The following is a 26,653-nucleotide window of genomic DNA, read 5'->3' as shown; positions in this document are numbered from 1 at the left end:
GATAAAATCGCTTCAGTGCAAGACCTTTCAATGAATGCAGACGAACTCGTCGCGGCCCTGCTGACGCTCTCGTCCACCGAACAAGTCTGCATCCTCGATAGCTGCGGCGTCAGTCATCTTGGCTCGCATTTGCTGATCGCGGGCATTGATCCGGTTGATTCGATCGGCATCTCGAGCCCTGATACTGAGGAAACGCTGGATCTGATCGATAAAAAGCTCAGCGGCGATCTCGCCTCGATCTTTACGCTTTCTTACGATCTCGGCCCCAAGATCTTGGGAATTCGAACTATCCCTTCATCAACATTTGGAAAACAATTAGAACCAGATCTTTTTCTTACTCAGTTCGACGTTCTCATTATTCACGACTACGATGCCGAACGCTCATTCCTTTTTGGCAATACGGCGAAATTCTCCGCGATCGAGGGAAGGTTGCGGTCCCAAACCTCAGATCTCGAATTTGGAATTTCAAATGATCAGCCGTTGTTGTCATCAAATTTCACCAAGCCGGAATACATCTTTGCCGTCGAGAAAATAAAGGAACGTATCCGGAGCGGCGATACGTATCAAACAAATCTTACCCAGCAACTAACCATCGAACTGCCACCTGACCGAACGCCTGCAACGATCTTTTCAAGATTGCGTCGCGGCCATCCTGCTCCGTTTGCTGCATTTATTCGGCGAGACGATTCGACAGTGATCTCAGCATCGCCCGAGCGATTCTTCAGCATTCGAGGCAACCGCATCACCACTTCACCGATCAAAGGAACCAGAAAACGCGGCGAAACGGAGGCCGAAGACCAAGCTCTGAAAAGGGACCTCTTATCCAGCGAAAAAGACCGGGCGGAAAATACGATGATCGTCGATCTGCTCCGAAACGACCTCGGCCGCGTTTGCGAATACGGCAGCGTCGAGGTCGAAAAACTGTGCGAGCTTGAGGAACATCCTTCCCTCTTTCATCTCGTTTCAACAGTGGGCGGCGATCTTCGGCCGGAAACGAAGACCTCGGATATTCTCAGGGCCGTTTTCCCGTGCGGGTCGATCACCGGTGCTCCGAAAATAAGCACGATGAAAATGATCGCCGAACTCGAACCCTCCAAACGCGGCCTTTCGATGGGAGCGATCGGATATTCCATTCCTGATGGGTTTGAGCTAGAACCAGCCATGGATCTGAGCGTCGCGATCAGAACTATGGTCATCCGCGACCAAACTGCAACATTCAACGTCGGCGGCGGAATTGTCATCGACAGCGACCCGGAAAGCGAATACGAGGAGACATTAACGAAAGCCAAAGCCTTACTCGCCGCGATCGGAGTCCGCGTAGCGGACGGCAGCATAAAGCCCAGGGCGTAAGCCCTGGGAAATGTCGTTTCTGCTGATCAAGCCCGCGTATGCGGGCGACAGAGGTCAGTGAACAAATGCTGTCGCTGTCTACGACAGCTTAAAAACCTATCGTGCAAACCCCGGGCTCACGCCCCGGGGCTTTATGCTTTCGCCATCTCCGATGGCTAGGGAACAAAAAACTTCCTATCGGTGTCTAAATCTCCAGTCCACCAAAAGGAGACACACCAAATGAACCGCCCAAACATTAACGTCACACCGCTCATCGATGTGTTGCTTGTTCTGCTGATCATCTTCATGGTCGTCACGCCGCTAAAACCGAGCAGTTTTAAGACTCGGATTCCGTCTGAGCAGAAAAATATCGCGATAATTTCGCCAAACCCGGATACGCTTGCGGTCGTGATCAACGACGATTCGTCGATCAGCCTGAACGGCGTCAAGGAACTTGGAAATTCGAACGATCCCGCAAAACTAATCGACAAGCTGCGAACGGTTTTCCAGGATCGGGTCGCTAGCGGTAATATTTCGACGTCATTCGCCGACGACCCGAACCGCCCGTTCGACGACCGCATCGAGCGCACAGTTTTTGTAAAAGCGCCGCGTTCGATCGGTTACGGAACGGTCGCGAGAGTCGTGGACGCGGTCAAACTGGCAGGTGCCTATCCGATCAGTTTGCAGATCGATCAGCTCGATTAACCGGCGGCGTGGAGACGATAAATCGAATTATGATATGATTTCTTTTGCCTGAAAGGCCTTCGTCTTCGGGTTCTGACGATAAACGCTCTCCAGATTTGCTTCTCTATTGATGGTGAATTACTACGACATTCTGAAAGTGTCACCAAAGGCCTCGGGTGCTGAGATCAAATCGGCATACCGCAGGCTTGCACGTAAGCTGCATCCAGACAAAAACCAGGGCTCAGAAGAAACTGCTCTTAAATTTGCGGCTATCGCGGAAGCTTACGAAGTTCTCGGCAACCCAAAAGAACGAATAAAATACGATCGGCGCATGGTCGATGCCCAGTTTAGCGGGAATGGTAACGGCAACGGTGATTCGCTTTTCGCATCGACGAACCCCCACGCCAAACGCTGGCGCCAGATGGTCTATGAAAAGCGATATAACGACATCATCGACCGAATGATCGCCGAGGAGCGGAACGAAGCGATGGCCTTTCAAAAGGTCATCTATCCAGCAGTTGCTCTGCTGGTTTCCTGCATTCTCGCTCCCGCTCTCCGCCCGAGCATTTTCGGCGATTCGTACATCATCGGCAAGATCATCGTCATCTCGCTCTTCATCGTCGGTATCATCCGCATCGTCGGGCGCGTTCGCGACGGCTTTGACCGGTTTACCGAGCCCGAAGACGACATTCACGAATCGATCCTCGATGAGAGCGAACGAAAAAGAAAACCATACTCACGCCTCGCGTCCGCCGGAATGCTCATCGCCGCCGTCCTCGTCTGCACCGGCATCGGGCTGCTGATCGGTTTTAATTCGAACATCGGCACGATCGTCCTAAAAGACATGAGCTACCCCGCATTCACGCTCGGAGCGATCGAATTCGTGTTCTATCCGCCGATCGTGACGTTCTTTGTGGATGGGATACATACGATAGCATCGAAATTCGAGCGATAATGAAGAACAGAGTTTGCGGTTGGGTTCGGCTACTGTTAGGAGCAAAACACCCGTGTTAAAAGAGTATGAAAAAACGGTCATTAAGGTCTTAACGGCTGATGTACTGTCGCCGAGCCAGATTTCTGATGTTTTGGAGAAAGGCGAGCTTTTATCTTACGAATACACCGGATCCGGCTATTTTCTCAAGATAATCCATCCGAGCTTGCCTGATCATAGAATAGTTTGCGACTCTCCTATACTAGGAAAGGCGGATGACATCTTATGCGGATTTATTGTTTTTATCGAAAACAGATCTTTGTTGCTTGAATGTCATTCGTGGAGTGAACCTTCGGTTCCAGAAGATTTTCGCCAACGAAACGTGCTAATTGATCTTTTACCACTTTAGAAAGTCATCCGGTAGAGACCAACGCCATCGGCGGTTGACAACGCCCGCCTCAATCTATATTATTTGGAGTTTGTCTTAACAGACTTGATAAAACGATGGCTAATCATAAATCAGCAGAGAAACGCGTTCGTCAGAATGCAAAGCGTAACGAGATCAACCGCAGCAACCGCAGTAAACTGCGTACGTCGATCAAGAAATTGAGAACGGCAGTAGCGGGGCAGGACAAAGCCGCAAGCACTGAACTCCTCTTCCCTACCGTTTCGCTTATCGACAAGGCAGTAAATAAGGGCATTATCCACAAAAATACAGCGGCTCGCTACAAGTCGCGGTTGACCAAGCACGTCAACAAGTTGGCGTCAGCATAACTCTCCTCAAAATCTTCGATTTTTGAATTGAAAGCAGGCCGTTAATTCTGGTCTGCTTTTCTTTTTTGTTACAATTCGGTGCTAGATGCCTGAGGTTCGCCAATACAAATATTTCGATCTGATAATGGCGGCTTTCGTTGCCGTCCTGCTTTGCTCTAACTTGATCGGGGTCCATAAGGTGTCATCCGTGAACCTTCCCTTTTACGGCGAGTACATATTCGGCACCGGTGTCCTTTTCTTCCCGCTCAGTTATCTTTTCGGCGATATCCTGACCGAGGTCTATGGCTACGCGAGATCGCGAAAAGTCATCTGGGCCGGATTCGGCGCTCTGATCTTTGCATCACTGATGGCATTTGCCGTGACCAGCTTGCCGGCGGCCCGAACGATGTCAGCCGAGCAACAGGCCGCGGTTAACCTTATCTTCGGCCAAACATGGCGTATCGTCGTCGCATCGCTAACTGCATTTTGGCTCGGCGAATTCGTAAATTCATTCGTCCTCGCCAAACTAAAGCTGATCACCGACGGCAAATATCTTTGGATACGCACGATCGGCTCGACCTTTGCCGGCGAAGCGGTGGATAGTCTCATTTTTTATCCCATCGCCTTCCTCGGAACCTGGTCAAACGAACAGGTCGTCAGCGTAATGATCGGAAACTACCTGATAAAGGTTCTGTGGGAAGTGCTCGCGACACCGTTTACCTACAAGATCGTGGGCTTTTTAAAAGAGGCCGAGCATGAGGATTTCTACGACCGGGATACGAATTTCAACCCGTTCACCCTCGAGGTTAAATAGCGGGCGACAATGGAGCGAAACAGAACCGGACAGCTCAATATCGCACGTGATCTGGTCAGCCAGATCGCCAAAAATATGCTCATGGCCTCGCCCACGATCCAAAAATGGCGCCTGAAAAGGCCGCGAACCGCGATCGAGACTGAAAACGTCGATCAATTCCTAAAAAACAACGCCTTCGCTAGCCTAGATCTTCTCCGCAAGTACGCTGGCGACCTCACTGGCCGCTCGGTCTGCGAGATAGGTGCGGGCGATTATCTGACTTCCGGCCTGAGCATTCTTGGCAGCTGGGGCAAGCAAATACGGTGTGATAGACAGGTTTCCCGGCGATTATTTCGGCGAGACCGCAAAATATTGGTACACCGAGATCGAGAATAGTTGGAGCCGATATTTTCCTGCTCTTGCTTGGAATCTGGACGGAACCGGCTTCCCGGAAAATGCCGAGTCAAAACTCGAACTCATCGGCGAACCGCTCGAAACGGCTAAAACGAAACAAAAATACGACATCGTCTGCTCATTCCAGGTCGGCGAACACATTTCCGGCATCGACGCCTTCGCGGAAATTCACGGTCGGATCCTCAACGAAAACGGCATCGGACTACACCGTGTCGATTTCGGCCCGCACGACGTTTGGTTCTCGTACCGCGATCCCGGCACATTCCTGCGTTTTTCGGATAAAATATGGAACATTACCGGCTCGAACCGCGGCGTTCCAAACCGAAAGCGGCATCACGAATTCATGGAAGCGTTCGAACGGGCGAATTTGGATGTTGAGGTATTGTACACCGATAATTTTGACCGATCAGCCATGGATCTCGGTAAACTGAACATAAAGTTTCGCGAGATGCCGATCGATTCAGTTTTGACGGGAACAGCGATCTATCGACTGACTAAACGCAAAACTACTCACTAACCACTTGTCACCATCCACTGAATTAAACCGTTATCTTCAGTGGATAGTGACAAGTGGTTAGTTGATAGTTGACCTCGCAATATGACGCATGACCTAATCCCAATTTCAGCCTGCATAGTCGAGATACCCGATCGACTGATCGGTAAAACGTCGGCTGCCCTGCGCCGCAAACTCGCGATAGCTCTCGCCGGTGCAGCAAACAAGACGAATCCCGATCAGGTCACCGTCGAAGACCTGTTGCTCTACTTCCCCGCCCGCTACGAAGACCGCTCGAATATGCTCTCGATCGACTTGATCGAGGACGGAATGGAAGCCGCCGTCGAGATCGTCGTCAAAGTCTCAGGCGGTTACCGTGTCGGTAAAAACCGCAATCCGCGACAGCCGCCGCTGTTTCTATTCGAGATCAGCGGTTCAGATGTCGCCCGAAAACATCGCCCTATCGTCGTCAAATGGTTCATCTCCGGCAAAGCCGCCGAACGTGTTGTCGCCTATTATCAGGACCGCTTCGCCCAAGGCACACGCTTCGTCGCCTACGGCAAATGGGAACGTGACGAACGTCGGAATACGTTTGCGTTGATGGCGAACAAGCCGGAGGAACTCGAAATACTGCCGGAGATTGGACTCGATTTCGGGTCAGGTGACGCGACTCCGCCAGCGATCACTCGCGGTGTAGATCCGGATGATCTTGAGGAAGACCGCGACCGCCCCGAGTTCGCGACCGTGCACAGCGGCCGTCGCGTGCCGATCTATCGTAAACTCGGCCCGTTCCAGACGAAACGACTTCGCGAGATCATCCACAGCGTTCTTGAGAATCTCGACCGCGATTCGGTCGTTGAGAATATGCCGTTGGAGATGATCGAAAGGCAAAATCTGCTGACGCGGGCTCAGGCTTTAAAAGAAATTCACTTCCCGCCCGAAACGGCTTCGATCGCTCAATACGAAATGTTCCGCAGCGATGCTCACAAGCGTCTGATCTTTGAGGAATTCTTCTGGCTGTCTTTCCAGATGCAATTGCTCCGCGGTGAGCGGCAAAAAGAGCCGAAAGGCACGGTCATCGAGATCACTGAACCGACCAAAGAACGTCTGAAAAAACTTCTTCCTTTTACGCTAACAAACGCCCAGAAAAAAGTGATAGGCGAGATCTTCACGGATCTAAAATCCGACGCGCCGATGAACCGCCTAATCCAAGGCGACGTGGGCAGCGGCAAGACGATTGTCGCCTTTCTCGCCGCGTTTGCTGCGATAGAAAACGGCTATCAGGCCGCGTTAATGGCACCGACCGAGATCCTTGCGGAACAACATGTCCGAAACGCGAAAAAGATCTTCGCCGACACCGGCTATCGCGTCGAACTCCTGATGGGCAGCACAAAAGCGGCCGAGAAGCGGAAGATATACGCCGCTTTGGCATCGGGCGAGATCGATTTCATCATCGGAACGCACGCGATCATTCAGGAAGCTGTCAAATTCTCGAAGCTCGGCCTCGCGATCATCGATGAACAGCACAGATTCGGCGTGATGCAGCGTGCTCAGCTTAAGGCGAGCGGGCATAATCCCGACATTCTCGTGATGACCGCGACGCCGATCCCGCGCAGTCTTGCGATGACGGTTTACGGCGATCTCGACGTTTCGATCATCGACGAGTTGCCGCCCGGACGCACGCCGATCAAAACCGTGGTCGTCGGCGAAGACAAACGGCATGGCGTCTATGCCGGTATCGACCGCGAGGTAAAGCTCGGCCGACAGGTCTATATCGTTTATCCGCTGATAGATGAGTCGGAAAAGATGGACCTCAAAGCCGCCACTATAATGTACGACGACCTCAGAACCCGCGTTTTCCCGCAATACACTGTCGGCCTGCTCCACGGACGGATGAAGTCCGCCGAGAAGGACGAGATCATGCAGGAATTCGTAGCCGGAAAGCTCGACATCCTCGTCTCGACAACCGTCATCGAGGTCGGCGTCGACGTGCCGAATGCGTCGCTGATGATCATTGAGCACGCCGAGCGATTTGGATTATCACAGCTTCATCAGCTTCGCGGTAGAGTCGGGCGTGGTGCGGAGCAAAGTTTTTGTGTGCTGCTCGCCGACTTCAAGCGAACGGCGGTCGCGAAGGAACGGCTAGGAATAATGGAATCGTCTTCAGATGGCTTTAAGATCGCCGAAAAAGACCTTGAGATCCGAGGCCAGGGCGAGATCCTCGGCACGCGGCAATCCGGCATTCAGAATTTCAAACTCGGCAACATCGCCCGCGACCTCGAAATCCTCATCGACGCCCGCAAGGAGGCCGAAGAATACCTCACCAACCGCCGCCTTTCCCCCGAAACCTCAGCCATGGTCAAGATCGCCCGCTCCGACAAAAATGTAAAGCTCGGGAACATCGGGTAACACGAACTGAACGTCGCGATTGCCCGCCTCAGATTGATTCTTTAGACTAAAGTTGGCGAAAGAATTGGACAAAAAGATTAACAGGGATGAAGGTGATGAAATGGATAGAAAAGCAACTTTTACCTTTCTTATCACCTTTATCCCCTTCACCCCTGTAAAATTCATCGTTTAGCCGCAGAAATTATGCGAGTTATATCAGGACATTACGGCGGCCGCGTGCTTAAGAGCCCGGCGGACAACAAGACTCGGCCGACGAGTGATCGGCTGCGCGAGACGTTGTTTAATGTACTAGCTCCGCGGATCGATGAGGAAACACGTTTTCTGGATCTTTGCGCGGGAACCGGAGCGATCGGGATCGAGGCTTTGTCTCGCGGAGCCGCGTTTGTGACGTTTGTTGATAAATCTAAAAAGTCCTGTGCCCTGATCGAGCAAAATCTCGACAGCCTCGCGATCCCCGAAGAATCAACCGATATCCTAGGCCTAGACGCTGAAAATTTTACGGGCCGCGAGCACAAAACCGGCTGGGATATCGCATTTTTCGATCCGCCGTACGAGTCCGATTACGCACTCGTGCTGCACGAATTCGGCTTTAACAAAACGCTTTTGAATGAGGACGGTCTGCTCGTCGTCGAGCATCACACAAAAAAACAAATGCCCGACGAGGTCGGACATATGAGACGCTGGCGTGTGCTGAAACAGGGCGAGACGACGCTTAGTTTTTACGAAAATACTTGATGAAGACCGTACTCATTTGGCTCCTGCTTTGTCTGATCTGGGGAACGACGTGGATCTTCATCAAGATCGGCCTCGAGGATCTGCCGCCGATGGCGTTTGCCGCGTCGCGGTTTATTTTGGCCGTCGTTATCCTGTTCGCTGTTCTTCGCTTACAGAAGATTCCGCTGCCAAAAACTGCCAAAGAATGGCGGCTCATCGGCCTGACCGGCGTTCTCCAATTCTCGATAAACTATAGCCTCGTCTTCTGGAGCGAAGTCTACATCACCTCCGGTCTTGCGGCAGTTTTGCAGGCGATGATCACGGTTTTCGGGCTGATCTTGGCGTGGATATTCCTGCCAAATGAACGCATAACCAAACTCAAAATTATCGCCGTCGCGATCGGCATCGTCGGCGTTGCGGTCATTTTCATTGATCAACTAAAGGTCCAAAGCCTGATGGCGTTCCTCGGCAGCGTCGGGATCGTCGTCGGAGCCTACGCCGCCGCCCAAGCGTCGATCCTCGTCAAAGCCAAAGGTGGGGCGTTTCATCCGGCGGCATTAGTCTTCGGCCAAATGATCTGCGGCCTGCCGCTCATCATCATTTACAGCCTGATCGTCGAAGGAAACCCGCTCAATTACAACTGGACCTGGCGGGCCGTCGGCTGCGTCGTCTATCTCACGATCGCGGGCACGATCGCCGCGTTCTGGCTCTATTACTGGCTCCTCGGCAAGATCGAATCAACCAAAGCCATGATGATCTCACTCGTCACGCCGCTCATCGCTGTCCTGATCGGCTGGATCTTCATAGGCGAAACCCTGCCGCCCCAAACGGGCATCGGCGGCCTGCTGATCATTGCGAGCATCGGGCTGATCGTCTTTCGTCGCAAGAGAACTGAACCGCAGAGTCGCGCAGACGCAGAGGCAGGAAGCTAATTGTTAACAGGGATGAAGAGGATAAAAGGATTAGGGGAAGATATCAGTCTTAAAATCCTTTTATCTCCTGCATCCCTGTTAACTCCCCTCCGCGTCTCTGCGACTTTGCGTTAAAATCTTTGTATGCAATTCAAATTCAACACCTCAGGCGAATCTCACGGTAAAGCTTTGGTCGCCATTGTCGAAGGCGTTCCCGCGGGTTTGCCGATCGATATTGTCGCCATCAACCACGAACTCTGGCGTCGGCAGCAGGGTTATGGCCGCGGTGGGCGGATGAAGATCGAGACGGACACGGTCGAGATCCTGTCCGGCGTACGTCACGGCAAGGCACTCGGTTCGCCGATCTGTCTGATGATCAAGAACGACGATTTTGTCCACTGGACCGAGATCATGTCGTCTGAGGCGATCGACGTTCAGCCCAAGATTCCTCGAATCGTAACCCGCCCGCGTCCCGGCCACGCCGATCTGCCCGGCGGACAAAAATATCAAACGCGAGATCTGAGGGATATTCTCGAACGTGCTTCGGCACGGGAAACAGCCGCGAGAGTCGCTTGCGGAGCGGTCGCCAAACAGCTTCTCGCCGCGTTTGGCATCGACGTCCGCAGCCATGTCGTCAAACTCGGCAGCGTTCCCGCCGAACCGCTCGAACGCACTTGGGAAGAGATCGCCGCGATCCCGACCGATTCCCCGCTGGCCTGTGCCGACGAAGCCACCCAAACCGAAATGATCGCCCTCATCGACCAGGCAAAAACCGACGGGGACACGCTCGGCGGTGTTTTCGAGGTCGTAGCCCGTGGCCTGCCCGTCGGCCTCGGCTCGCACACGAGTTGGGAAGACAAACTCGACGGCCGCCTAGCCCGCGCCATCATGTCCATCCACGCCGTCAAAGCCGTCGAGATCGGCGAGGGCGTCGCGAACGCCGGACGGCCGGGGTCGGAAGTGCACGACGAAATATTTTTCGGCACAAAGGGTGAACCACCTGCGTCAGCGGGTGGTTTGGCTCCGGTGCAAGGGTCTACGTCAATGGTCGAGGGTGAAGCTACGACATCCGCCGCGTCCAGACCACCCGCTAACGCAGGTGGTTCTCCCTTCTATCGCCCGACCAACCGTGCCGGCGGTCTCGAAGGCGGGATCACAAACGGCGAAGAGCTACGCATCCGCGGCTACAAAAAACCGATCGCGACGCTCAAAAAGCCGCTACACTCGGTCGACATCAACACCAAACAAGAAGACCTCGCCGCCTTCGAACGCTCCGACGTAACCGCCGTCCCCGCCGCCGGCGTCATCGGCGAAGCCATGATCGCCATCACCCTCGCCAACTCAATGCGCGAGAAATTTGGCGGCGATTCGATCGATGAGATGAAGAGGAACTATGATGGATACCAGAATTGTTTGAGAGAATATTAATTATGTTTCCGATTGCGTGGCCCATTCCGGTGTTCTTTTTTGTGATTTTGACGGCTATCTCATTTGGAGTTGGCATTGGTTTAGGCGTGTTGATAAATTTCATTCTCAAAGTACCCTACCGGAATTATCTCGTCTCGAGTGGCCTTGTGATGATGGGCGGCTTTCTTTTGACGCTGGCTGTCCTTGTTTTCTTGCCCGGCACATTGTCATGGGTAAACGAGGCCCCGCAGAATTTACGCACGGTTTTATGGGATTACTCGATCTTGATCGCTGTGTGCGGTGCGTTGATCTGTCTGGTTCTCTGGCAGATCGTTTTGCGTCTGAGCCGAACGGGTCAGTACCACCTGCGGTAGCGGGTGGGGATTTAGAGTTGGGATTTAGACAAGCACCTGATTTTTGACTCGCGTATTTTTAACCGTTAACGTTTGAATGCCCCACCCTCTACCGCAGGTGTTACTGACTATGTGGAACGACACCGATACACCGATCGCATTTCTCATCACGTTCCGTTGCTACGGAACCTGGCTGCACGGCGACGAACGGGGATCGATTGACCGTCACAACAACAAGTACGGATCACCAAAGCACCCTGCAACGCCGCACTGGCAACAGATAAGTGAAGATCGATTGAAACAGCCGCCGGTCAAACTGGACAGCTTTCGACGAACAGTCGTTGAACGTGCAATACGAAACGTGTGTGAGAAGCGGGGCTGGCATCTGCATACGACGAATATAAGAACGAATCACGCTCATTCGGTCGTCGCCAATCCAGGAAAGTCATCTGGCATTGTTTTGAATGCGTTCAAGGCAAACGCAACGAGAGAAATGCGCGAAGCCGGTTGTTGGCTCTCTGATCGTTCGCCTTGGGCTGATAAAGGAAGCCAGCTAAAGTTGTGGACCGAAAAGCATCTTTTTGACGCGGTAAACTACGTTCTGAATGGACAGGGCAATAATCTACCTAAATTTGAATAATCCTCGCGTTGGAGATCCCCACCCGCTACCGCAGGTGGTACTGACCCGGCTCGCAGCGATCGCTTTTTTGGCGCTCGCTCTCCTCGCCTGCTCCAAACCCATCGAAAAACCCGCATCCAACATGTCAGCCGCTCGCGAGGCGAAGAAGGAGCGGGCGGAGTTGCGGGGGAATATTAAGAAGATCGAGCCCTTTTTTAAGCCGATGGGCAAGCCTTCGAACTCGGACTGGCTAGCAACGCATAATGAGCCGGGGCAGACTTTTGCGGAGTATTTGGACGCCGACCCGGTTAAGCCGACTAAGGAGCGGCAGAAGATCTACGTTTTGCCGCTTGGTACGTTTAATGCAAAACAGAAAAAGATCGTCGATATAACGGCGGAGTATCTGGCGGTGTTCTATGACCTTCCGGTCGAAAAAATGCCGGAGAAGGCACTCGTGACTTCGTATCCAAATATCCGTCAGAACAAGCTGACCAAGACGCGTCAGATCAAAACACCGTTTATCCTGAACGAGATTCTCAAACCGATTTTGCCGATGGATGCGTCTGCGTTGATCGCGTTTACGGTCGATGACCTTTATCCGAATGAGACGATGAATTACGTCTTCGGTCAGGCGAGCCTTGAGGATCGAGTCGGCGTCTGGTCGCTGGCTCGGATGGACGACCACACGGACGACCGAAATTTTCTCATTCGTACGTTGAAGATCGCAGCACACGAGACGGGCCATATGTTCTCGATGCGTCACTGCAAAAAATATGAATGCCTGATGAGCGGCACCAACCATCTCGCCGAAACCGACAGCCGCCCGATCGACGCATGTCCGGAATGCACGGCGAAGGTCTGCTGGCTCTCCGATGTCGATCAGGCAGAACGGTACCAGAAGCTCGCCGATTTCTGCCGAAAGAATGGACTGACGAAGGAATCCGACGAGTTCGTAAAAAAATCGAATGCTGTACGTTAACAAACTCTGATAGATTTACGACTCTTAGCGTAAGAAAAAGTTGTCAACCGACTACTAGAATTGTATATTTGTGAGAACCTAAAGGAGAATTATTCTATGAAAAGATTACTGTTCATTTTTGCCGCGATCTTTATTTCAACATTATCGATCACCACCGCTTCTGCCCAACCCGGAACGGAGGCTCCGAAACCAAAGGCAGAAGAGCCAAAGAAATCCGACGACAAAAAAGCTGAAAGCCCGGTCCTGAGCAAGTGGGACGTTGTTATTTCCGCTCCAGGCCAGGATTATGCCGGCGTTCTGAAGATCGAAAAGACGACCGAAGGCTATAAAGGCTCCGTCACGACCGAACTCGGCGAGGCTCCGCTCGGCAGCATTAAGGTGGATGGCGATTCGTTTACCTCGACGATCGTGGTAAACGCCATGGGGCAAATGATCGAAGGCACAATGTCAGGTAAGGTAAAGGACGGCAAAATTACCGGCGACATGAACCTTAGCGGCCTTGGTTCTATCCCTTACACGGGAAAGAAACCCTAGCTCTCGGTTGTTTCTACAAAAAAATTCAGCCAAGAATTCACGCATCACGAAAATGCGCGAGTTCTTGGCTTTTTGATTTTTTTCTTAAAGATCGATGGAGATGCTCATTTGCCGATGTCCCGACGGAACTGCATCCCGTCGAACGATATCTCGGCAACAGCTTTGTAAACCTTGTCGAGTGCGGACGCCAGATCGTCTCCGGTCGCCGTAACCCCGAGGACGCGGCCACCGGCAGTCACAAGTTCCCCACCCACAGGAGGTCCTGATAGCGCCGTGCCTGCGTGAAAGATCTCAGCGTCTGGGACAGACGCGGCTTTTTCGAGCCCCCGGATTGCATCGCCGGTTTTGGGCTTGGCAGGATAGTTAGCGGCGGCGAGTACGACGCATGCGGAACTTCCGCTCTTCCATTTGATCTCACGAAAAGTCTGCGATGCAGATTCGTCCCCGGCGAGCATTGCCTCACAGATATCTATCAGATCGCTTTCAAGCCTGACAAGGATCGCCTGCGTCTCTGGATCGCCGAAGCGGACATTGTACTCGAGCAGCCTCGGGCCCGCCGCGGTCATCATCAAGCCAAGGAAAAGGATCCCGCGAAAACGAAAACCTTCGCGAACGCAGCCGTGAAGCGTAGGACGAATGATCGTATCGATCACGGTTTGGAGGTCTTCGGCAGAAAGCAGCGACGAGTCGGTGATGGTTCCCATGCCGCCGGTGTTTGGGCCGGTGTCGCCCTCGCCGATACGTTTGTGATCGCGGGTTGGCGGCATCAGTGCAAAATTCTCGCCGTCGACGAACATCAAAAGCGAAACTTCCTTACCGAACATGCATTCCTCGAGCACGATCTTCTCAGCCGCGGCGTCACCGACGAGAGTAGCCATCTCGTTGATCGCCGCAACCGCCTCGGCACGGTTCGCGGCAACCACCACGCCTTTGCCGGCAGCCAAGCCATCTGCCTTGACCACGACCGGTGTCGCCGCGTCTCCAAAATCACCGCTTTCAAGCTCCAGAATCGCAAAGCCCGGCGAGTGAGCCGTCACGAATTTTGCCGTCGGCACACCATGCCTGGCCATGAAATCCTTCGCGAATGATTTACTTGCTTCGAGCTGCGCCGCAGCCCGATTCGGCCCAATGATCTTGAGGCCGCGCGATTCGAATTCGTCGACGATACCAAGCGCCAAAGATGTCTCGCCGCCCACAAATGTCAGGCCGATCTCATTGCCCTCGGCAAAAGCTGTAAGCCCCGCAATATCGTCGGGCTTGATCGGCACGCACTCGGCGACCGATGCAATCCCCGCATTGCCGTTGGCGCAAAAAAGACGGCCAAGACGCGGACTTTTGGAGAAACTACGGCAGATCGCGTGCTCGCGTCCGCCCGAACCGATTACCAGAACATTCATAACAATAATTCCCTGCGTTAATGGTAAAACCATTTCGGCTTGACACGAAAATCCGATAGTTGTAATGTCAGGACATTCGGGTATTTTGACTCGAATTTCGCTTCGGTCAGCTTTAACAGATAACTTCGATCACAGGTCCTCGCATGCCGACATACGCACCAATTGAAACGGAGGGTTTGGGTATGACCACCAATAATTACGCCGAAACCGTGACGCCCTCATCCAGTGCGGCCAGTGAGTTCGAGGACACCAATATCCTCTGCATCGATTGTGCACAAGAATTTGTTTGGACCGTCGGCGAGCAGATATTTTTCAAAGATAAGCAACTTCAAAATCCCCCCAAACGCTGCAAAGAATGTAAGAAGGCCAAGAACCGCCGCCTCGAAGCCATAGAGCTTGCTCGAACCACGGGAAAGCGGCAGCGAATTGAGGTTAGAGCCGAATGTGCGAAATGTTCGGTCGTGACAACCGTCCCCTTCTATCCCTGCCAGGGCCGGCCGGTATATTGCCGTGACTGCTTCGCCGCGATGAGCGGAGATATGTTAACTGCAGCCAACGGACACAACTAACACTTCCCGCTATTCTTCCATTTACAAAATCGAAAACCGCCGTGCGGATCGCACCTGCGGTTTTTGTCAAACTCGAAACTAAACAGGTGCACAACCTGGAATCGATATTTAAAAATTAAGTGGGGCGACGTCTCCCACACCGTCGCCCCGGGTCACCTGAGTGACCGGATGTTCACCGGGAGGTGAACAACACAATTATCCACAGGTTTTAAAAAAACGCAACCCAAAAGCGTTGTTATACTAAAAAAACTTTCAACGCTAAGTAATTCTTTCTACTGTATGTTAAGAGCACCGATCAAAGAGTGGATGGCACCATCCTCGCCCGTGACAAAGATGCTGTAAACCCCTGCGGGAGTATCTTCATGGACCTTAACGACAAGGCTCACCACAGAAATACCCGTACCGAAGTCCTGCGGGGCGATCGTATTTGGCGAGAGCGTGATGTAGGGAGAATTGAATTCGATCTCAAGCTTTCGGTGATCAAGGTTCTTGCCGCCAAGGAATATCGTATACTCCCGGCCGCTGGTCAATGATACCGCAGTGTCCGAGAGTTGGCCGTTAATACCAACGAAATTCACGCCAAGCTCAGATCTAGTAAAGTTTATTCGTTCGTTCACAGAACGAGTTTCGTCTTTCGCAACCCTATATGTTCCAAGTACACTCAGCGGAGAAGGCGATAGATCGTCCTCCTTCTGCCAAAAAACCGAGTAGGTTCCGGCCGGAAGCCCGCCAAGCCTAAAACTCCCGTCTGCCTGGAGCTCTGAGATCGCTGAAACCCGCCCTGTACCGGTCTCTTCAGCCCAAACGGTCACGCCTTTAGCCGGCTTTGGCGAACCCGAATTAAGCTTGCCGACGAAAGCGGCACAGCAACCATCGGTCTCAGCTCCGGCGCCATATAGTTCGCGTATAGCAGCGATGTCTGATTCCGCCAATGAGCGGGCCGAAAGGTCTGCAAGCCCGAAGGTACCGTTCTTGGGGAGCGATCCGGACATCGTGGCCCCGAGAACAGCGGAATGGCGAAGTCCGAGCAGGTGGCCGATCTCATGGGTCAACGTCGATTCCAGATCAAATGTCCCAAACGTGCCATCCGTCGAAAACTGCTGGAAAGGATTGAGAACGATGTCAGCTTCGGTAATAAAATTACGCCGATTGTAAAAGACCCGGGTTTTGGCAGACTCAGCTTGCGGATCCTTAGAAAAAAGAAGGAGGTTCTCTGGAGTCTGAGCGATCGTGATCAAACTAACGCCATCACCATTGGCTCCCGAAGGGCTGACGTTCAAACGGTCCGACAGCTCAAATTCAATGCGGACGTCCGAGACTCTCTCCCAGGCCGCAAGGCTTCGCCTGATCGCTCCGATCACGTCGCTGTCCGTCTTAATATTAGTGTTCTGATCGACAACTGAATTTGAAACCGCGATCTTAATGACCCTATCTTTCCACCGTAACCCTTGGGGCTCGGCCTTACCGGCGATCGCCGGCATATAGCTGCCAAATGCAGTTGTGGCGACCGCAGCAACCAGCAAGGCAGTATTGGCGATGGAACGAAAGGTTCTCATGACAGGGACTATACTCCAGAGCCGGCATTCTTGTCATCGGCGCGGCTGACCTTTTCAAGATCCGCAAACCCAACGATCAAAAGTAATGCGACGATCGAGAACGTTGCGAGCACATAAAGGATCGAGATCTGTTCGTACGCGATCAATATCCCGATCACGACTGAAACACCCAGCAACCACAACAATGCCGATGCTCGTCGGCCGATCTTACTATTTTTTGCCATCTATTTATCTCTCTAACTTATTCAAGAAACATAACCCTGAAAGATCATTAATCGACGATCCGCAACGGCATTTCTTGCTTTGAACGATCAGCGTTCTGTTCGTTAGCAACCACGGGAGGGTACTTTCTCTTACTGCCCCCCTTGGAAGCGACCTCTATTATATCAAAAGGCAGCAAAACTGCATCCTCTGATTTACCGTTCTTTATTTTCGTTAGATCTGCCTCTATCGATCTTACCTCGAGTCCATCCCGGCGAAAGATCATCACCCGGCTTGCGTCAGCATCTTTCGACAATCCACCGGCCGTGGCTATCAACCTGTTCAAATTCATCTTTTCACGAGAAAATACCGGTCTCGGATTTACTACTGCCCCGATAACGTAGATCGGCAAGGCTCTGTTTACAGTGATAATATCCCCGCTGAGTATCTGAGGATCTGCATCTGGCTTGCCGCCTAATAGATCAACGATTTTGATGTTCGTGACCATGGATGCGTTGTCCTGGGTTGGGGCCGGCTGCTGCAAAGTCCCTGCTGCCGCAACCATACTTGGCCGGCAGCTTAAGTCTTTAGGACGGAAAATACTGATATCGCCTGACGCTCCGTCGATGATCCCGCCCGCCATGACGATCAGTTCTCGTAGATGAACCGGGCGTTTTATTTGAAATCGCGTGGCCGTTCGCACTGCCCCGTCTAGCCGGACGACCGCTCGATTAGATCGATCCAGTATTCTTACGATCACCTTCGGATCTCTCAGTGTCCGACCAAGGATCTTTGCGATGTCGGCAGCGATCTGGCCCTCTGAGCGACAAAGTCCGTAGACCGGTTCGGAAAGGCCATCGATCCCGTCCAAAAACCCTTCGGGCGTCAACGTTCCGCGCCAATCAAATTCAAAACCGCCGACCACATCGACGTCAATGACATCGCCAAAATGAACGAGTTCGTCATCCTGATAAAAAGGGATTGCCGCCGGCACCGCAGCCTCCTGTTGAGAATTGACGGTCTGAATAGCCCTCGAGAGAACAAGGCACGAGAAAATGAACAAGATTATCAGGTAATACTTCACTTGATTTTCAGATCATTGGCCAGGCGAACGAGAGAAGTTAAAATCCGTATGCGGATCAACCGTTTTTGTCTGCAGAGCGTTTCTTTTTATGGCTGGATTTGGAGTCGACCGTTCCCGGAACCGCGAACCCCTTAAACTCCCAATTACACCCGTCACACAAAAGATTGTATCGAAAAAATATCTTGGAGAATATCGACGTCGGGCGGTAACCTCGTCTGATGCGGCTGCTATTGCATTTAGGACAACGTTGGGAAATCATTATTTCCCTATATTACCAACCCACGGATTATTTGCCCAAGTCAGCCCCGTTGTTTTCCACCTGATTAAGGTTCTCGATCTCCCGGTCGATACGGATCGCTATCTCCTCACGCCACGCATTTTCGATATTATCGCGGCCCAGATAGAAAAGCGCGTCGCGGTAAAGGCTCTTCGCTTTTTGGGTATCGCCCTTAAAGGCCGCCCGTTCTGCCCTTTCGATCCAGTTCGAAACCTTGATGGACACGATCATCTCCTGTAGAACCTCGCGAGATTCAATCAGGCTTTTTTCTAGCGGATAGTATTGCAGCGCGGTATCGATCACTCCGAGGGCGTTCTGTGCCGCCTCAACTTTGTCTGCCGTGCGAGAACGATTTTGGGCTTCGGCAGAAAGCGTTCGGGCCTCGATCTCTGCCCACTTCAGCAGATGATAGCGGTGATATTCTGCAACAGCCGAACGGCCTTTTAGCAAAGGGGCAAGACGAGGCGAATTGGGGTTGACCGTCTTCAGTTCATTTTCATTCAATGAGATATATTCCCCGCACATCTCAAACACTTCGCGGTGACTCGACGAAAATCTGCTCAGCAGTTTTGCGGCCTCGGACTTCTGACGGATCTCGTTGAGTAGAACGGCATTACGCTCAAGCGTAATTTTATTTGAATGCCGCGGCTCGTTTATTTGCGACCGCAGTTGAGCAGACTTGACCCGATTTTCCATCATCCGCTGCTGCATGAGTAAGCGGTTGCGGGCTCGCCGAAGTATCACTTCGCGCAAAATAACCGCTCCGCAGACCAAAATGCATGAGCTGATCCCCGCTGTGATCCACGGAGTTTCTTCACCGCCGTCATGTAAGATGCCCCAGACGACGAAGAAAAATGCGATCGATATTGCTACCGATAGCACATAATAGTTCGATGCTGGCAGCCAGAACGGCCTGCGTTTACTTTCCATTGCCCGTTATCGACCGAACACAGATCAAACTGTAGAAAGGAATCAGATCCAACGTGTTCAATACTGAAATTTTTGATCGTTAATGTCAATGGATTTCTGGTGCAAAGAGTAGGTATAATGAGCCGTGCCTGGAAAGAAAAAAGGGAAACCTGGCGGCCGGCCGGTCTTCGATTCCATCAGAAAACCGACCGCTCCGCCGAGCAGGAAAATGGGCGGCGAGCAGCCCGAGGAAAAACTGCGGCCTTCGCTGCGTAAGATAAAACATAAGAAACCACCGGAAACCGATGAATAGTTACATGCAATCCAGCATTTGGGCAAGACCCGAAATGCTCGTGACCTTCAGGGCGGAAATAATGAACAGCGTCACTCGCGAAGAGCGCACCTTTCGGATCAAGAAAGTACTGCGAAATGGACGTGTCGAACTTTACGACATTGAAGGGGAGTTCCGCGAAACCGCGTTTGAAGCGTTGAATTTTCTCAGGGAAAAGCGAAGCAGAGGTTAAAACTCGTAGATCTTTGCGACAGACATTATCTCCACTTGGTCGAGATTTTGGTCCATGATCTGGGCGATGACCCGGTCGCGATACATTGGCTTAATATTGATCACAAAGACGGGATAATTCCGATCGGTGAGCTTTCCAAGCTCTGTCTTCAGGCGTCCGGGCGTTAAATGTTCTGATACCAATGCCAATTCAACAAGCTCATCCGGGAATGCGCATTCAACAAAAACCGCACGCAGGTCCGGGGTCGAGTTACAAGCCTGCCAAAACTCTTCAGTCTCTGCAGTATCTCCCGTAATAGCAATGGAAATCTTGCCATCGGAAACGATATATCCGTTAGCCGAAACCGGATGGTTTACTCCGATGCTACGAACCGAAAGGTGTCGAACCTCGATACTCGAACCTCGCTCAAATTCACAATATTTGACTACCGGGCCGTGATCGTTGGCAAGTTCCGAAAATCGCGGATAGATAGACCAGTTGAATATATCGCGTTCGAGGATCTCGATCATTTCAGCCGTGGCATGGATCCGCAGCGGTTCCGTGAGACTAGCGAAAAGATCATCAATGAACACTGGAAGGCCGGCAATATGATCTAAATGAGTATGCGTAAGGATGATGTCTCGTATATTGTCACGCTGCATTTGCGAGCATGCCATCGCGAGGCAGCCTGCATCGATCGCCACGCTATCGTCGATCACGAGAGAGAGAAGATGCTGACGGGCCGAGGCCTGGCCGTTCTCGTCGATCGAACTTGGCAGCATTTGGATCTTCATTGCAATTCAGCTTAGATCTCTAACATCTCTTATCTCGCACAGGTCTGAGCACGCCCACCGTCTATCTGATACGTAGAACCAGTTATCCAGGACGCTTTTTCCGATGCAAGAAAGTAGATCAATTCCGCTACTTCCTGCGGAGTTCCAGCTCGGCCAATGGGGTGTGTCTCTTTTGAACGTTCAATGAACGCGTCATAGGCTTTTTCATCCATCCCCCCGCGTTTATGGAGGTTGGTCACTACGACGCCCGGATTCACCGCGTTTACCCTAACACCTTTAGGAGCTAATTCGAGGGCTGAGCATCTAGTCATTTGATCCAATGCCGCTTTTGAAACTCCGTATGCCAGAATATTCGGGAATGAACGCGAACCCGCCACACTCGATACATTAACAATATTACCCTTAGTTTCGATAAGGTGGGGCAGGCACTTCTGCGTCAGGACGAATACCGAACGGAGATTTATCTGAAACATCTTGTCCCATTCGTCAAGCGTGGTCGTCTCGATCGTACCGTTCATAATGATGCCGGCGGAATTCACAAGCACATCGATCTGCCCGTGATTAAAGACCGTCTCGGAGGCGATCCGCTCGAGCTGTGACATCTGAGTCATGTCCGCGAGGTGGGGCTTGATCGAACCGTTCTTCGATTTTACCGATTTACCAAGAGAAACAAGCTCCTTTTCATTTCGCCCAACAGCTACCACGGTTGCTCCTCTGTTCGCGAACAAAAGTGCCGAGGCTCTGCCAATTCCGCTGCTTGCCCCAGTGATAATGACCACTTTACCTTGCATAATATTTAGAGACCGAATTTGCTGTCTAGCATAGCAATGAAACTTCAAATCTAGCAACCCTGAATCTACGCCTTCTTTCGCTCCGCACAAACGAAAAAAAACGGCCGCCAACGACGACCGCGAGAATGAATTACTTGTTGTTTATGAATTGCAAAAACTAGCCTTAAGCGAGGATCGCTTAAGACTCGCTGGGTCTTTGATTGGCAGCAAAAAGAAGATCGAACGCCGCTTTGGTCTCGTTGGTCTTTCGTTCCTTAAGATCTGCAACCCAACCGGTCACATTTGATACGATGCCTCGTGCGGCCGCTCTGGAACTTATCGATTTCCGTTTTTTGGTTTTCAGTGTTCCCGCGTCAGCTTTTTTCACTATCTTTACTTTAGACCTGTCCATGGTATTAGCCCTCCTTGTGTGCCGGATAAAAAACACCGGTATTTTTTGCATTCTGCAAAGTTCTTAGAATTTATTTGCGATTTGCAAACAGTAAGATTACGCCAAACCGGTTCGGGTTGTTCCAAAAATAATTATTTAACGCAAATTTTACATAGACTTGCGGAGATTTGCGGCGACTTATTTAGATTCAACCCCAAAATGGCACAAGGCTTGCCTCTTCACCCTGCGGATGAAACTTATTGACCTCATTATCATTTATCTCGCATGCGGCTCGCCCTTTGCTGTATTCCAGGCTACGAACCGGCAAACGGGACAGGCGGGAGTTAACTGGACGAGAGTACTTACATCTTTTCTTCTGTGGCCCGCGGCCGCCATTTCGTTGCTGATCAGTAAGTTTTTCTCGAACGAAACCCGCCGAAGAGCGGAACTTCAAGATAGTCTCGAAGGTCTCCGTCTTGAATTCGAACAGTTAGTCTTCTCGGGCGAATCGATCACTTTGCTATTCGAATTTCGCGAGACCTTCTACCGCTTTATCGGATTATCAGAGGCTGCCGACGAAGTTCAATACGGAAAAGCAAATGCCGAGATATTCGAGATAAGCGACCATAATAACAAGTTACTTGCATCTCGCTGCCTCGCTCGTAAAAATATGAGACGGCTGGCCGATCATCGCTCAGCCGCCCGCGAAGAATTCGTCGGGCTCATTTCGCGGCTGGCCGGCATCCGGCCGGACTGCCTTGAAATAGTAAGCCTCGCATTGGAACTGGCTGATCACCTCCATGATCAGATCGCAGCCGATGAATTTCAGGCAATGATCTCCGCCCGGCAAACCCAGGACGGAGAATGGACCAGTGGTTTGGAGAAAGAAGTATGGAAATCACGGACCCCCTCAACATCTACGATCAACTAGATCGACGTAACACGGACGAAGCGATCGCTCACAATCTTGAGGTTCTTTGCGAAGCGAATACCAGGATCGCTCAAAGGAAATCGTTCTATCCGTCACTAGAAAGCGAAATTACGGCGTCTTCGCTATCTCTCAAACTGGATTTCAAGAAAACCTACGCGTATCTCGGACTGATGCTTGGCGTATTTCCGCCTGCTTCGTTGTTTGCTCTATTTGTTGTCGAATCGAACGCTCCCAGTGAGATCTGGTTGGTCGCTCTGCTGATGGGCGTTAACACAGTAACGGCTTTCGTGGGATATTTTTTTGGGAAAGTCGTCGGCAGCTTGCTCTATGACCGCGACAACCGTTCGCTGACTTTTTATACGTTCTTTCTACCATTTCTAGGCTTTATCTGGGGAGCGATCAGCGGAGCTGTTGGCGGTGTTTTCCTCTTTATAGTGGGAGCCTTCTTCGGAGCCCTGATAGGCGGGGCGGTTGGCATGCTCGCTCTCCCAGCCTTTTATGCAATGCACCGTCTGCTCAAACACGGCGAATACCTCGAACTGAAATACTTCCTGCCCGTCTCTACCGGGATTGTGTATTCGATATGTGCGGTCATCCTCAGTTACATTGGGAGCGTGTAATTTTGTTCTCAGGTCGGTAAACCGTAAGATTTAGGCAATGCTGGTGGTTCTCCATCTATTTGCTCTGTTTCTGCTCGTCGCACTCGGCTTTTACGTGTTCGTGGCAGATCCGCGCAAGCGTGCGAATCAGACCTTCGCCGCGTTCATTGCTTTTCTGGCGATCTGGACCACAAAAGACCTCATCTTCTGGAGCTTTTACCCGCGAAACACCACGGCTGGCTGGTGGGCGTCAGCGAGTTTTATAACCGCACTTTTAATGCAGTATGCGATGGTCGTTTTCGCCTGGGTTTTCCCCGAAAACGCCCGGACGCCGCGTCGCCTGGCAGCGATCCTGTTTGCACCCGGCATTGTCCTGATTCCCGCCGCACTTTTTGGATTGCTCTGGGAAAAGGTCGGTTTTCAGGACGGCCGGTTTATCATCGACCTGTCTCCGTTGGCGTATGCGTTTGTCGCGTATATCTATTTCGTCTTTGTTTTCGGCGCGGTGGTATTGTTCCGTAAATACCGCAGATACAAAGGCACTCAGCAAGGCCAGCAGGTCGGTGCGATAATCTGGGGCCTCGCGATCACAGGGGTCCTCAAGACGCTCGCAAATCTCGCACTTCCCTTTTTCGGCAACTACGATCTGCTGCCGCTGAGTGCGATCTTTGTGCTTCCAGGCGTACTGATCTATGCGTACGCGATCCTGAATTTCCGGCTCTTTTCACTTCAAACGGCACTAAATCAATTCCGCCTCTTCCCGATCACGTACAAGGTTGCTCTCACAATTGCGACGGTCGCCATCGTGAGCTTCGCCCTTTTTCAAGTGCCGATCGTCTGGTGGGCGTTTCGCAACGGGATGGATTACGAAGCCTGGCGGCGATATCTGGTCTTCAGCGTGATCTCAGCCCTTGTGCCGAATCTACTGCTGTTGCTGCTTGTTCTGAGGACGGTCTCCCGTCCCCTCCAACGCATCACGCTGGCGGCGGTCGAAGTGACAAAAGGTGCCTACGGAACCGAGGTCGACCTGCGCAAGAGTAATGATGAGATCGGCCTGCTCGCGGATTCGTTCAACGAAATGAGCCGCAAGATGGCATCCGACATTACCGAACTCCAACGCCTCAACGACCAGCTCATCCACGCCGAAAAGCTCGCCGCGATGGGCACGCTCGCGGCCGGAGTCGCCCACGAGGTCAACAATCCGCTCGCATCGATCTCGTCCCTCGTGCAAATGATGCGAGCCCAGGAAGGCCACTCGCCAGAAACCCGCGAAAAACTCAATATGATCGCCGAACAGATCCAGCGAATAACGCAGGTCACTAAAGACATGACCAACTTCGCCAGGTCCAGACCGGCCGCAAAAACGGATGTCGATATAAACGCCGTCGTAAAAACTGCGTTGCGATTAGCGAGCTTCGACAAGGCGTTCCAGGATCTAGAGATCAGAACCGATCTCGCCGAAGACCTACCGACCGTATTCGCCGACGAAGATCAGCTGCAGCAAGTAGTCCTAAATCTGCTGCTAAATGCAAAGGACGCTTTGATTGCGGATTGCGGATTGCGGATCGCTGATCTATCAAGAACCGACGCCGCACTGAATTTGTCCGTTTCCGGCACAGATAATCCGCAATCCGCAATCCGCAATCCGCAATCTGACATTTTTATCCGAACCTATCAATCAAACACCGATGTCGTCATCGCAATATCCGATACCGGCACCGGGATCGACGCCGCCGTCGTCGGCCAGATCTTTGACCCCTTCTATACGACCAAACCGGCCGGCCGCGGCACCGGCCTCGGCCTCGCCGTCTGCTACGGCATCGTCACGGCCCACGGAGGGCGTATTGAAGTGACCCAGAATCAGCCTGCGGGGACTACTTTCACGGTTTCACTGCCGGCAAACACCTGATCCTCGCTTACTTTTCACCCACCCGAATTGACACTCCGCAAATAACATTGCAATTTATCTCTATCAGATTTCACAACGACTTCAGAGAGGTTTAGCTAAATGAAGAGACTAATTCTGTCGCTTTTTGCGGCATTGGTTGTGGCAACGCCCGCGTTTTCGCAGGCGAAGCCGACGGCGTTTATTAATGCTCGCATCATCCCGATCGTCGGGGCTCCGATCGAGCAAGGAATATTGCTGGTGCAGAACGGCAAGATCACGGCGGTCGGCGATGCTCGTACCGTGAGGCTTTCGGCGGACGTGACGATCGTGGATATGGCCGGCAAGACGATCATGCCAGGCATCGTTGATACGCACAGCCATATTGGCGGGCCGGCTGGTGCGGATTCTACATCGCCGATACAGCCGGATGTGCGCATCCTGGATAGTGTGAATGTGCAGGCATCCAGCATTCAGCGGGCCCAGGCGGGGGGAATTACCGTTGCCAACATCATGCCCGGCTCCGGCCATCTCGACAGCGGGCAGACGCTTTATTTGAAACTGCGTGATGATGCCGTGAAGATCGATGACCTGCTGATATACGACAAAGCGGGCAAATACATGGGCGGTATCAAGTTTGCCAACGGCACGAATCCGATCCGTGCGGGCGGCGGCTCGTTTCCGGGAACGCGGGCGAAATCAGCCGCACTGGTCCGCGAAGTCTTCATTAAAGCCCAGGAATACAAAGAAAAAGTTGCGAAGGCGGCTGGCGATAAAACGAAACTTCCGCCCCGCGATCTCGCCATGGAAGCTCTCGTCGAAGTACTCGATCAGAAACGCGTGGTGCATTTTCATACGCACCGTCACGATGACATTATGACGGTTTTGCGTTTGCAGAAGGAGTTCGGCTTCCGGCTCGTCCTGCAGCACGTCAGCGAAGCGTGGAAAGTCGCGGATGAGATCGCCAAGGCGAAAGTTCCTTCTTCGATAATCATGATCGATTCGCCGGGCGGCAAGATCGAGACGATCGATGTCGACTACAAGAACGGAGCCGCACTCGAAAAAGCGGGAGCTCTCGTCGGTTTTCATACCGATGACGGCATCACCGATTCGCGTTGGTTCCTGCGTTCAGCCGGAGTCGCCGTTCGAGCCGGGATGAGCCGCGATAAAGCTCTCTACGGCATGACAATGGCCGGAGCGATAATGCTCGATATGCAGGACCGCATCGGTTCGCTGGAATCGGGAAAGGATGCCGATTTCGTGATACTTTCCGGTGATCCGCTGAGCATTTATACACACGTCGAACAGACTTGGGTCGATGGCAAGAAAGTATTTGACCGCTCACGTGCCGAAGACAGAACCTTCGCCGCCGGCGGTAAAGGAGCCAGCGACGACGGGGATGCAATGGCCCATGATGATGGCGACGAAGACGGAGGTAACGAATAATGATGAATGTTGAATTTA

Annotated in this window: 31 protein-coding genes; 23 read left to right on the top strand and 8 right to left on the bottom strand. The window is 52.2% G+C overall.

What is annotated here, in order from left to right; all coding sequences use genetic code 11:
- The first annotated feature begins 30 nt into the window (after nt 1-30).
- From pabB to IPG22_19475, 16 genes are all read left to right on the top strand, one after another.
- A complete protein-coding gene (pabB, locus tag IPG22_19550; protein MBK6590484.1) occupies nt 31-1,350 on the top strand; it encodes an aminodeoxychorismate synthase component I in 1,320 nt (439 codons plus the stop codon).
- A gap of 219 nt (nt 1,351-1,569) precedes the next feature.
- Complete coding sequence (locus tag IPG22_19545) at nt 1,570-2,034, top strand: biopolymer transporter ExbD (GenBank protein ID MBK6590483.1); 465 nt, start codon at nt 1,570-1,572, stop codon at nt 2,032-2,034.
- Nucleotides 2,035-2,140: 106 nt separating this feature from the next.
- Nucleotides 2,141-2,968, top strand: a complete 828-nt coding sequence (locus tag IPG22_19540; GenBank protein MBK6590482.1) for a J domain-containing protein — start codon at nt 2,141-2,143, stop codon at nt 2,966-2,968.
- Nucleotides 2,969-3,020: 52 nt separating this feature from the next.
- Nucleotides 3,021-3,353 carry a hypothetical protein gene (locus IPG22_19535; GenBank protein MBK6590481.1) on the top strand — a complete coding sequence of 111 codons (333 nt, stop codon included), beginning with the start codon at nt 3,021-3,023 and terminating at the stop codon, nt 3,351-3,353.
- A 95-nt stretch (nt 3,354-3,448) separates the two neighbouring features.
- On the top strand, nt 3,449-3,718 hold the full coding sequence (gene rpsT, locus IPG22_19530; GenBank protein ID MBK6590480.1) for a 30S ribosomal protein S20: 270 nt from the start codon (nt 3,449-3,451) through the stop codon (nt 3,716-3,718).
- 85 nt (nt 3,719-3,803) lie between these two features.
- Complete coding sequence (locus IPG22_19525) at nt 3,804-4,511, top strand: queuosine precursor transporter (protein ID MBK6590479.1); 708 nt, start codon at nt 3,804-3,806, stop codon at nt 4,509-4,511.
- Between the two features lie 9 nt (nt 4,512-4,520).
- Nucleotides 4,521-4,886: a hypothetical protein gene (locus IPG22_19520; protein ID MBK6590478.1), complete on the top strand. Its 366-nt coding sequence runs from the start codon at nt 4,521-4,523 to the stop codon at nt 4,884-4,886.
- A complete protein-coding gene (locus tag IPG22_19515) occupies nt 4,816-5,421 on the top strand; it encodes a hypothetical protein (protein MBK6590477.1) in 606 nt (201 codons plus the stop codon). Before IPG22_19520 ends, IPG22_19515 begins: the two co-directional genes overlap by 71 nt.
- Before the next feature lie 81 nt (nt 5,422-5,502).
- Entirely contained in the window at nt 5,503-7,806 is a 2,304-nt protein-coding gene (gene recG / locus IPG22_19510) for an ATP-dependent DNA helicase RecG (GenBank protein ID MBK6590476.1), read from the top strand.
- Between the two features lie 183 nt (nt 7,807-7,989).
- Nucleotides 7,990-8,541 (top strand): 16S rRNA (guanine(966)-N(2))-methyltransferase RsmD, encoded by a 552-nt coding sequence (rsmD, locus tag IPG22_19505; GenBank protein ID MBK6590475.1) that lies wholly within the window; start codon nt 7,990-7,992, stop codon nt 8,539-8,541.
- On the top strand, nt 8,541-9,452 hold the full coding sequence (locus tag IPG22_19500) for an EamA family transporter (GenBank protein ID MBK6590474.1): 912 nt from the start codon (nt 8,541-8,543) through the stop codon (nt 9,450-9,452). The genes rsmD and IPG22_19500 overlap by 1 nt, the downstream gene beginning before the upstream one ends.
- A 123-nt stretch (nt 9,453-9,575) precedes the next feature.
- Complete coding sequence (aroC, locus tag IPG22_19495; GenBank protein ID MBK6590473.1) at nt 9,576-10,859, top strand: chorismate synthase; 1,284 nt, start codon at nt 9,576-9,578, stop codon at nt 10,857-10,859.
- Between the two features lie 2 nt (nt 10,860-10,861).
- Complete coding sequence (locus IPG22_19490) at nt 10,862-11,212, top strand: hypothetical protein (GenBank protein ID MBK6590472.1); 351 nt, start codon at nt 10,862-10,864, stop codon at nt 11,210-11,212.
- A 109-nt stretch (nt 11,213-11,321) separates the two neighbouring features.
- On the top strand, nt 11,322-11,831 hold the full coding sequence (locus IPG22_19485; protein MBK6590471.1) for a hypothetical protein: 510 nt from the start codon (nt 11,322-11,324) through the stop codon (nt 11,829-11,831).
- Complete coding sequence (locus IPG22_19480; protein ID MBK6590470.1) at nt 11,797-12,789, top strand: hypothetical protein; 993 nt, start codon at nt 11,797-11,799, stop codon at nt 12,787-12,789. Before IPG22_19485 ends, IPG22_19480 begins: the two co-directional genes overlap by 35 nt.
- 96 nt (nt 12,790-12,885) lie before the next feature.
- Entirely contained in the window at nt 12,886-13,323 is a 438-nt protein-coding gene (locus tag IPG22_19475; GenBank protein ID MBK6590469.1) for a hypothetical protein, read from the top strand.
- Nucleotides 13,324-13,427: 104 nt separating this feature from the next.
- Here IPG22_19475 and purD read toward each other — a convergent pair whose 3' ends face one another.
- Nucleotides 13,428-14,720: a phosphoribosylamine--glycine ligase gene (gene purD, locus IPG22_19470; GenBank protein ID MBK6590468.1), complete on the bottom strand. Its 1,293-nt coding sequence runs from the start codon at nt 14,718-14,720 to the stop codon at nt 13,428-13,430.
- Nucleotides 14,721-14,902: 182 nt separating this feature from the next.
- Here purD and IPG22_19465 point away from each other — a divergent pair, with 182 nt between their 5' ends.
- Entirely contained in the window at nt 14,903-15,289 is a 387-nt protein-coding gene (locus IPG22_19465) for a zinc-ribbon domain containing protein (GenBank protein ID MBK6590467.1), read from the top strand.
- 272 nt (nt 15,290-15,561) lie between these two features.
- Here the strand turns inward: IPG22_19465 and IPG22_19460 are convergent, their stop codons facing one another.
- The 4 genes from IPG22_19460 to IPG22_19445 form a co-directional block, all read right to left on the bottom strand.
- Nucleotides 15,562-16,845 (bottom strand): matrixin family metalloprotease, encoded by a 1,284-nt coding sequence (locus IPG22_19460; protein MBK6590466.1) that lies wholly within the window; start codon nt 16,843-16,845, stop codon nt 15,562-15,564.
- Nucleotides 16,846-16,853: 8 nt separating this feature from the next.
- Nucleotides 16,854-17,069, bottom strand: a complete 216-nt coding sequence (locus tag IPG22_19455) for a hypothetical protein (protein MBK6590465.1) — start codon at nt 17,067-17,069, stop codon at nt 16,854-16,856.
- A gap of 47 nt (nt 17,070-17,116) precedes the next feature.
- Complete coding sequence (locus IPG22_19450) at nt 17,117-18,040, bottom strand: SLBB domain-containing protein (protein MBK6590464.1); 924 nt, start codon at nt 18,038-18,040, stop codon at nt 17,117-17,119.
- Between the two features lie 376 nt (nt 18,041-18,416).
- Nucleotides 18,417-19,337, bottom strand: a complete 921-nt coding sequence (locus IPG22_19445) for a hypothetical protein (GenBank protein ID MBK6590463.1) — start codon at nt 19,335-19,337, stop codon at nt 18,417-18,419.
- Nucleotides 19,338-19,461: 124 nt separating this feature from the next.
- On the opposite strand from IPG22_19445, the gene IPG22_19440 reads away from it, so the two are divergent.
- Nucleotides 19,462-19,629 (top strand): hypothetical protein, encoded by a 168-nt coding sequence (locus tag IPG22_19440; protein MBK6590462.1) that lies wholly within the window; start codon nt 19,462-19,464, stop codon nt 19,627-19,629.
- Between the two features lie 4 nt (nt 19,630-19,633).
- Nucleotides 19,634-19,840 (top strand): hypothetical protein, encoded by a 207-nt coding sequence (locus tag IPG22_19435; protein ID MBK6590461.1) that lies wholly within the window; start codon nt 19,634-19,636, stop codon nt 19,838-19,840.
- Here IPG22_19435 and IPG22_19430 read toward each other — a convergent pair.
- From IPG22_19430 to IPG22_19420, 3 genes are all read right to left on the bottom strand, one after another.
- Nucleotides 19,837-20,613 (bottom strand): 3',5'-cyclic-nucleotide phosphodiesterase, encoded by a 777-nt coding sequence (locus tag IPG22_19430; GenBank protein MBK6590460.1) that lies wholly within the window; start codon nt 20,611-20,613, stop codon nt 19,837-19,839. The two genes, IPG22_19435 and IPG22_19430, sit on opposite strands and share 4 nt — an antisense overlap.
- Before the next feature lie 29 nt (nt 20,614-20,642).
- Nucleotides 20,643-21,404 carry a glucose 1-dehydrogenase gene (locus tag IPG22_19425; GenBank protein MBK6590459.1) on the bottom strand — a complete coding sequence of 254 codons (762 nt, stop codon included), beginning with the start codon at nt 21,402-21,404 and terminating at the stop codon, nt 20,643-20,645.
- A 178-nt stretch (nt 21,405-21,582) separates the two neighbouring features.
- Nucleotides 21,583-21,795 (bottom strand): hypothetical protein, encoded by a 213-nt coding sequence (locus IPG22_19420; protein ID MBK6590458.1) that lies wholly within the window; start codon nt 21,793-21,795, stop codon nt 21,583-21,585.
- 229 nt (nt 21,796-22,024) lie between these two features.
- Between IPG22_19420 and IPG22_19415 the strand changes: the two genes are divergently transcribed.
- The 4 genes from IPG22_19415 to IPG22_19400 all read left to right on the top strand — a co-directional run bounded on the left by IPG22_19415 (nt 22,025) and on the right by IPG22_19400 (nt 26,635).
- Entirely contained in the window at nt 22,025-22,705 is a 681-nt protein-coding gene (locus IPG22_19415; GenBank protein MBK6590457.1) for a hypothetical protein, read from the top strand.
- The gene (locus IPG22_19410; GenBank protein MBK6590456.1) at nt 22,666-23,325 is read left to right on the top strand and encodes a hypothetical protein; all 660 of its coding nucleotides are present in this window, start codon (nt 22,666-22,668) and stop codon (nt 23,323-23,325) included. The genes IPG22_19415 and IPG22_19410 overlap by 40 nt, the downstream gene beginning before the upstream one ends.
- A 37-nt stretch (nt 23,326-23,362) precedes the next feature.
- The gene (locus IPG22_19405) at nt 23,363-25,213 is read left to right on the top strand and encodes a HAMP domain-containing protein (GenBank protein MBK6590455.1); all 1,851 of its coding nucleotides are present in this window, start codon (nt 23,363-23,365) and stop codon (nt 25,211-25,213) included.
- A gap of 99 nt (nt 25,214-25,312) precedes the next feature.
- Nucleotides 25,313-26,635 (top strand): amidohydrolase family protein, encoded by a 1,323-nt coding sequence (locus IPG22_19400; GenBank protein ID MBK6590454.1) that lies wholly within the window; start codon nt 25,313-25,315, stop codon nt 26,633-26,635.
- Nucleotides 26,636-26,653 lie beyond the last annotated feature (18 nt).

Source organism: Acidobacteriota bacterium, from assembly GCA_016703965.1.
Classification (GTDB): Bacteria; Acidobacteriota; Blastocatellia; order Pyrinomonadales; family Pyrinomonadaceae; genus OLB17.
This window is presented reverse-complemented; position numbering and strand designations above follow the sequence as displayed.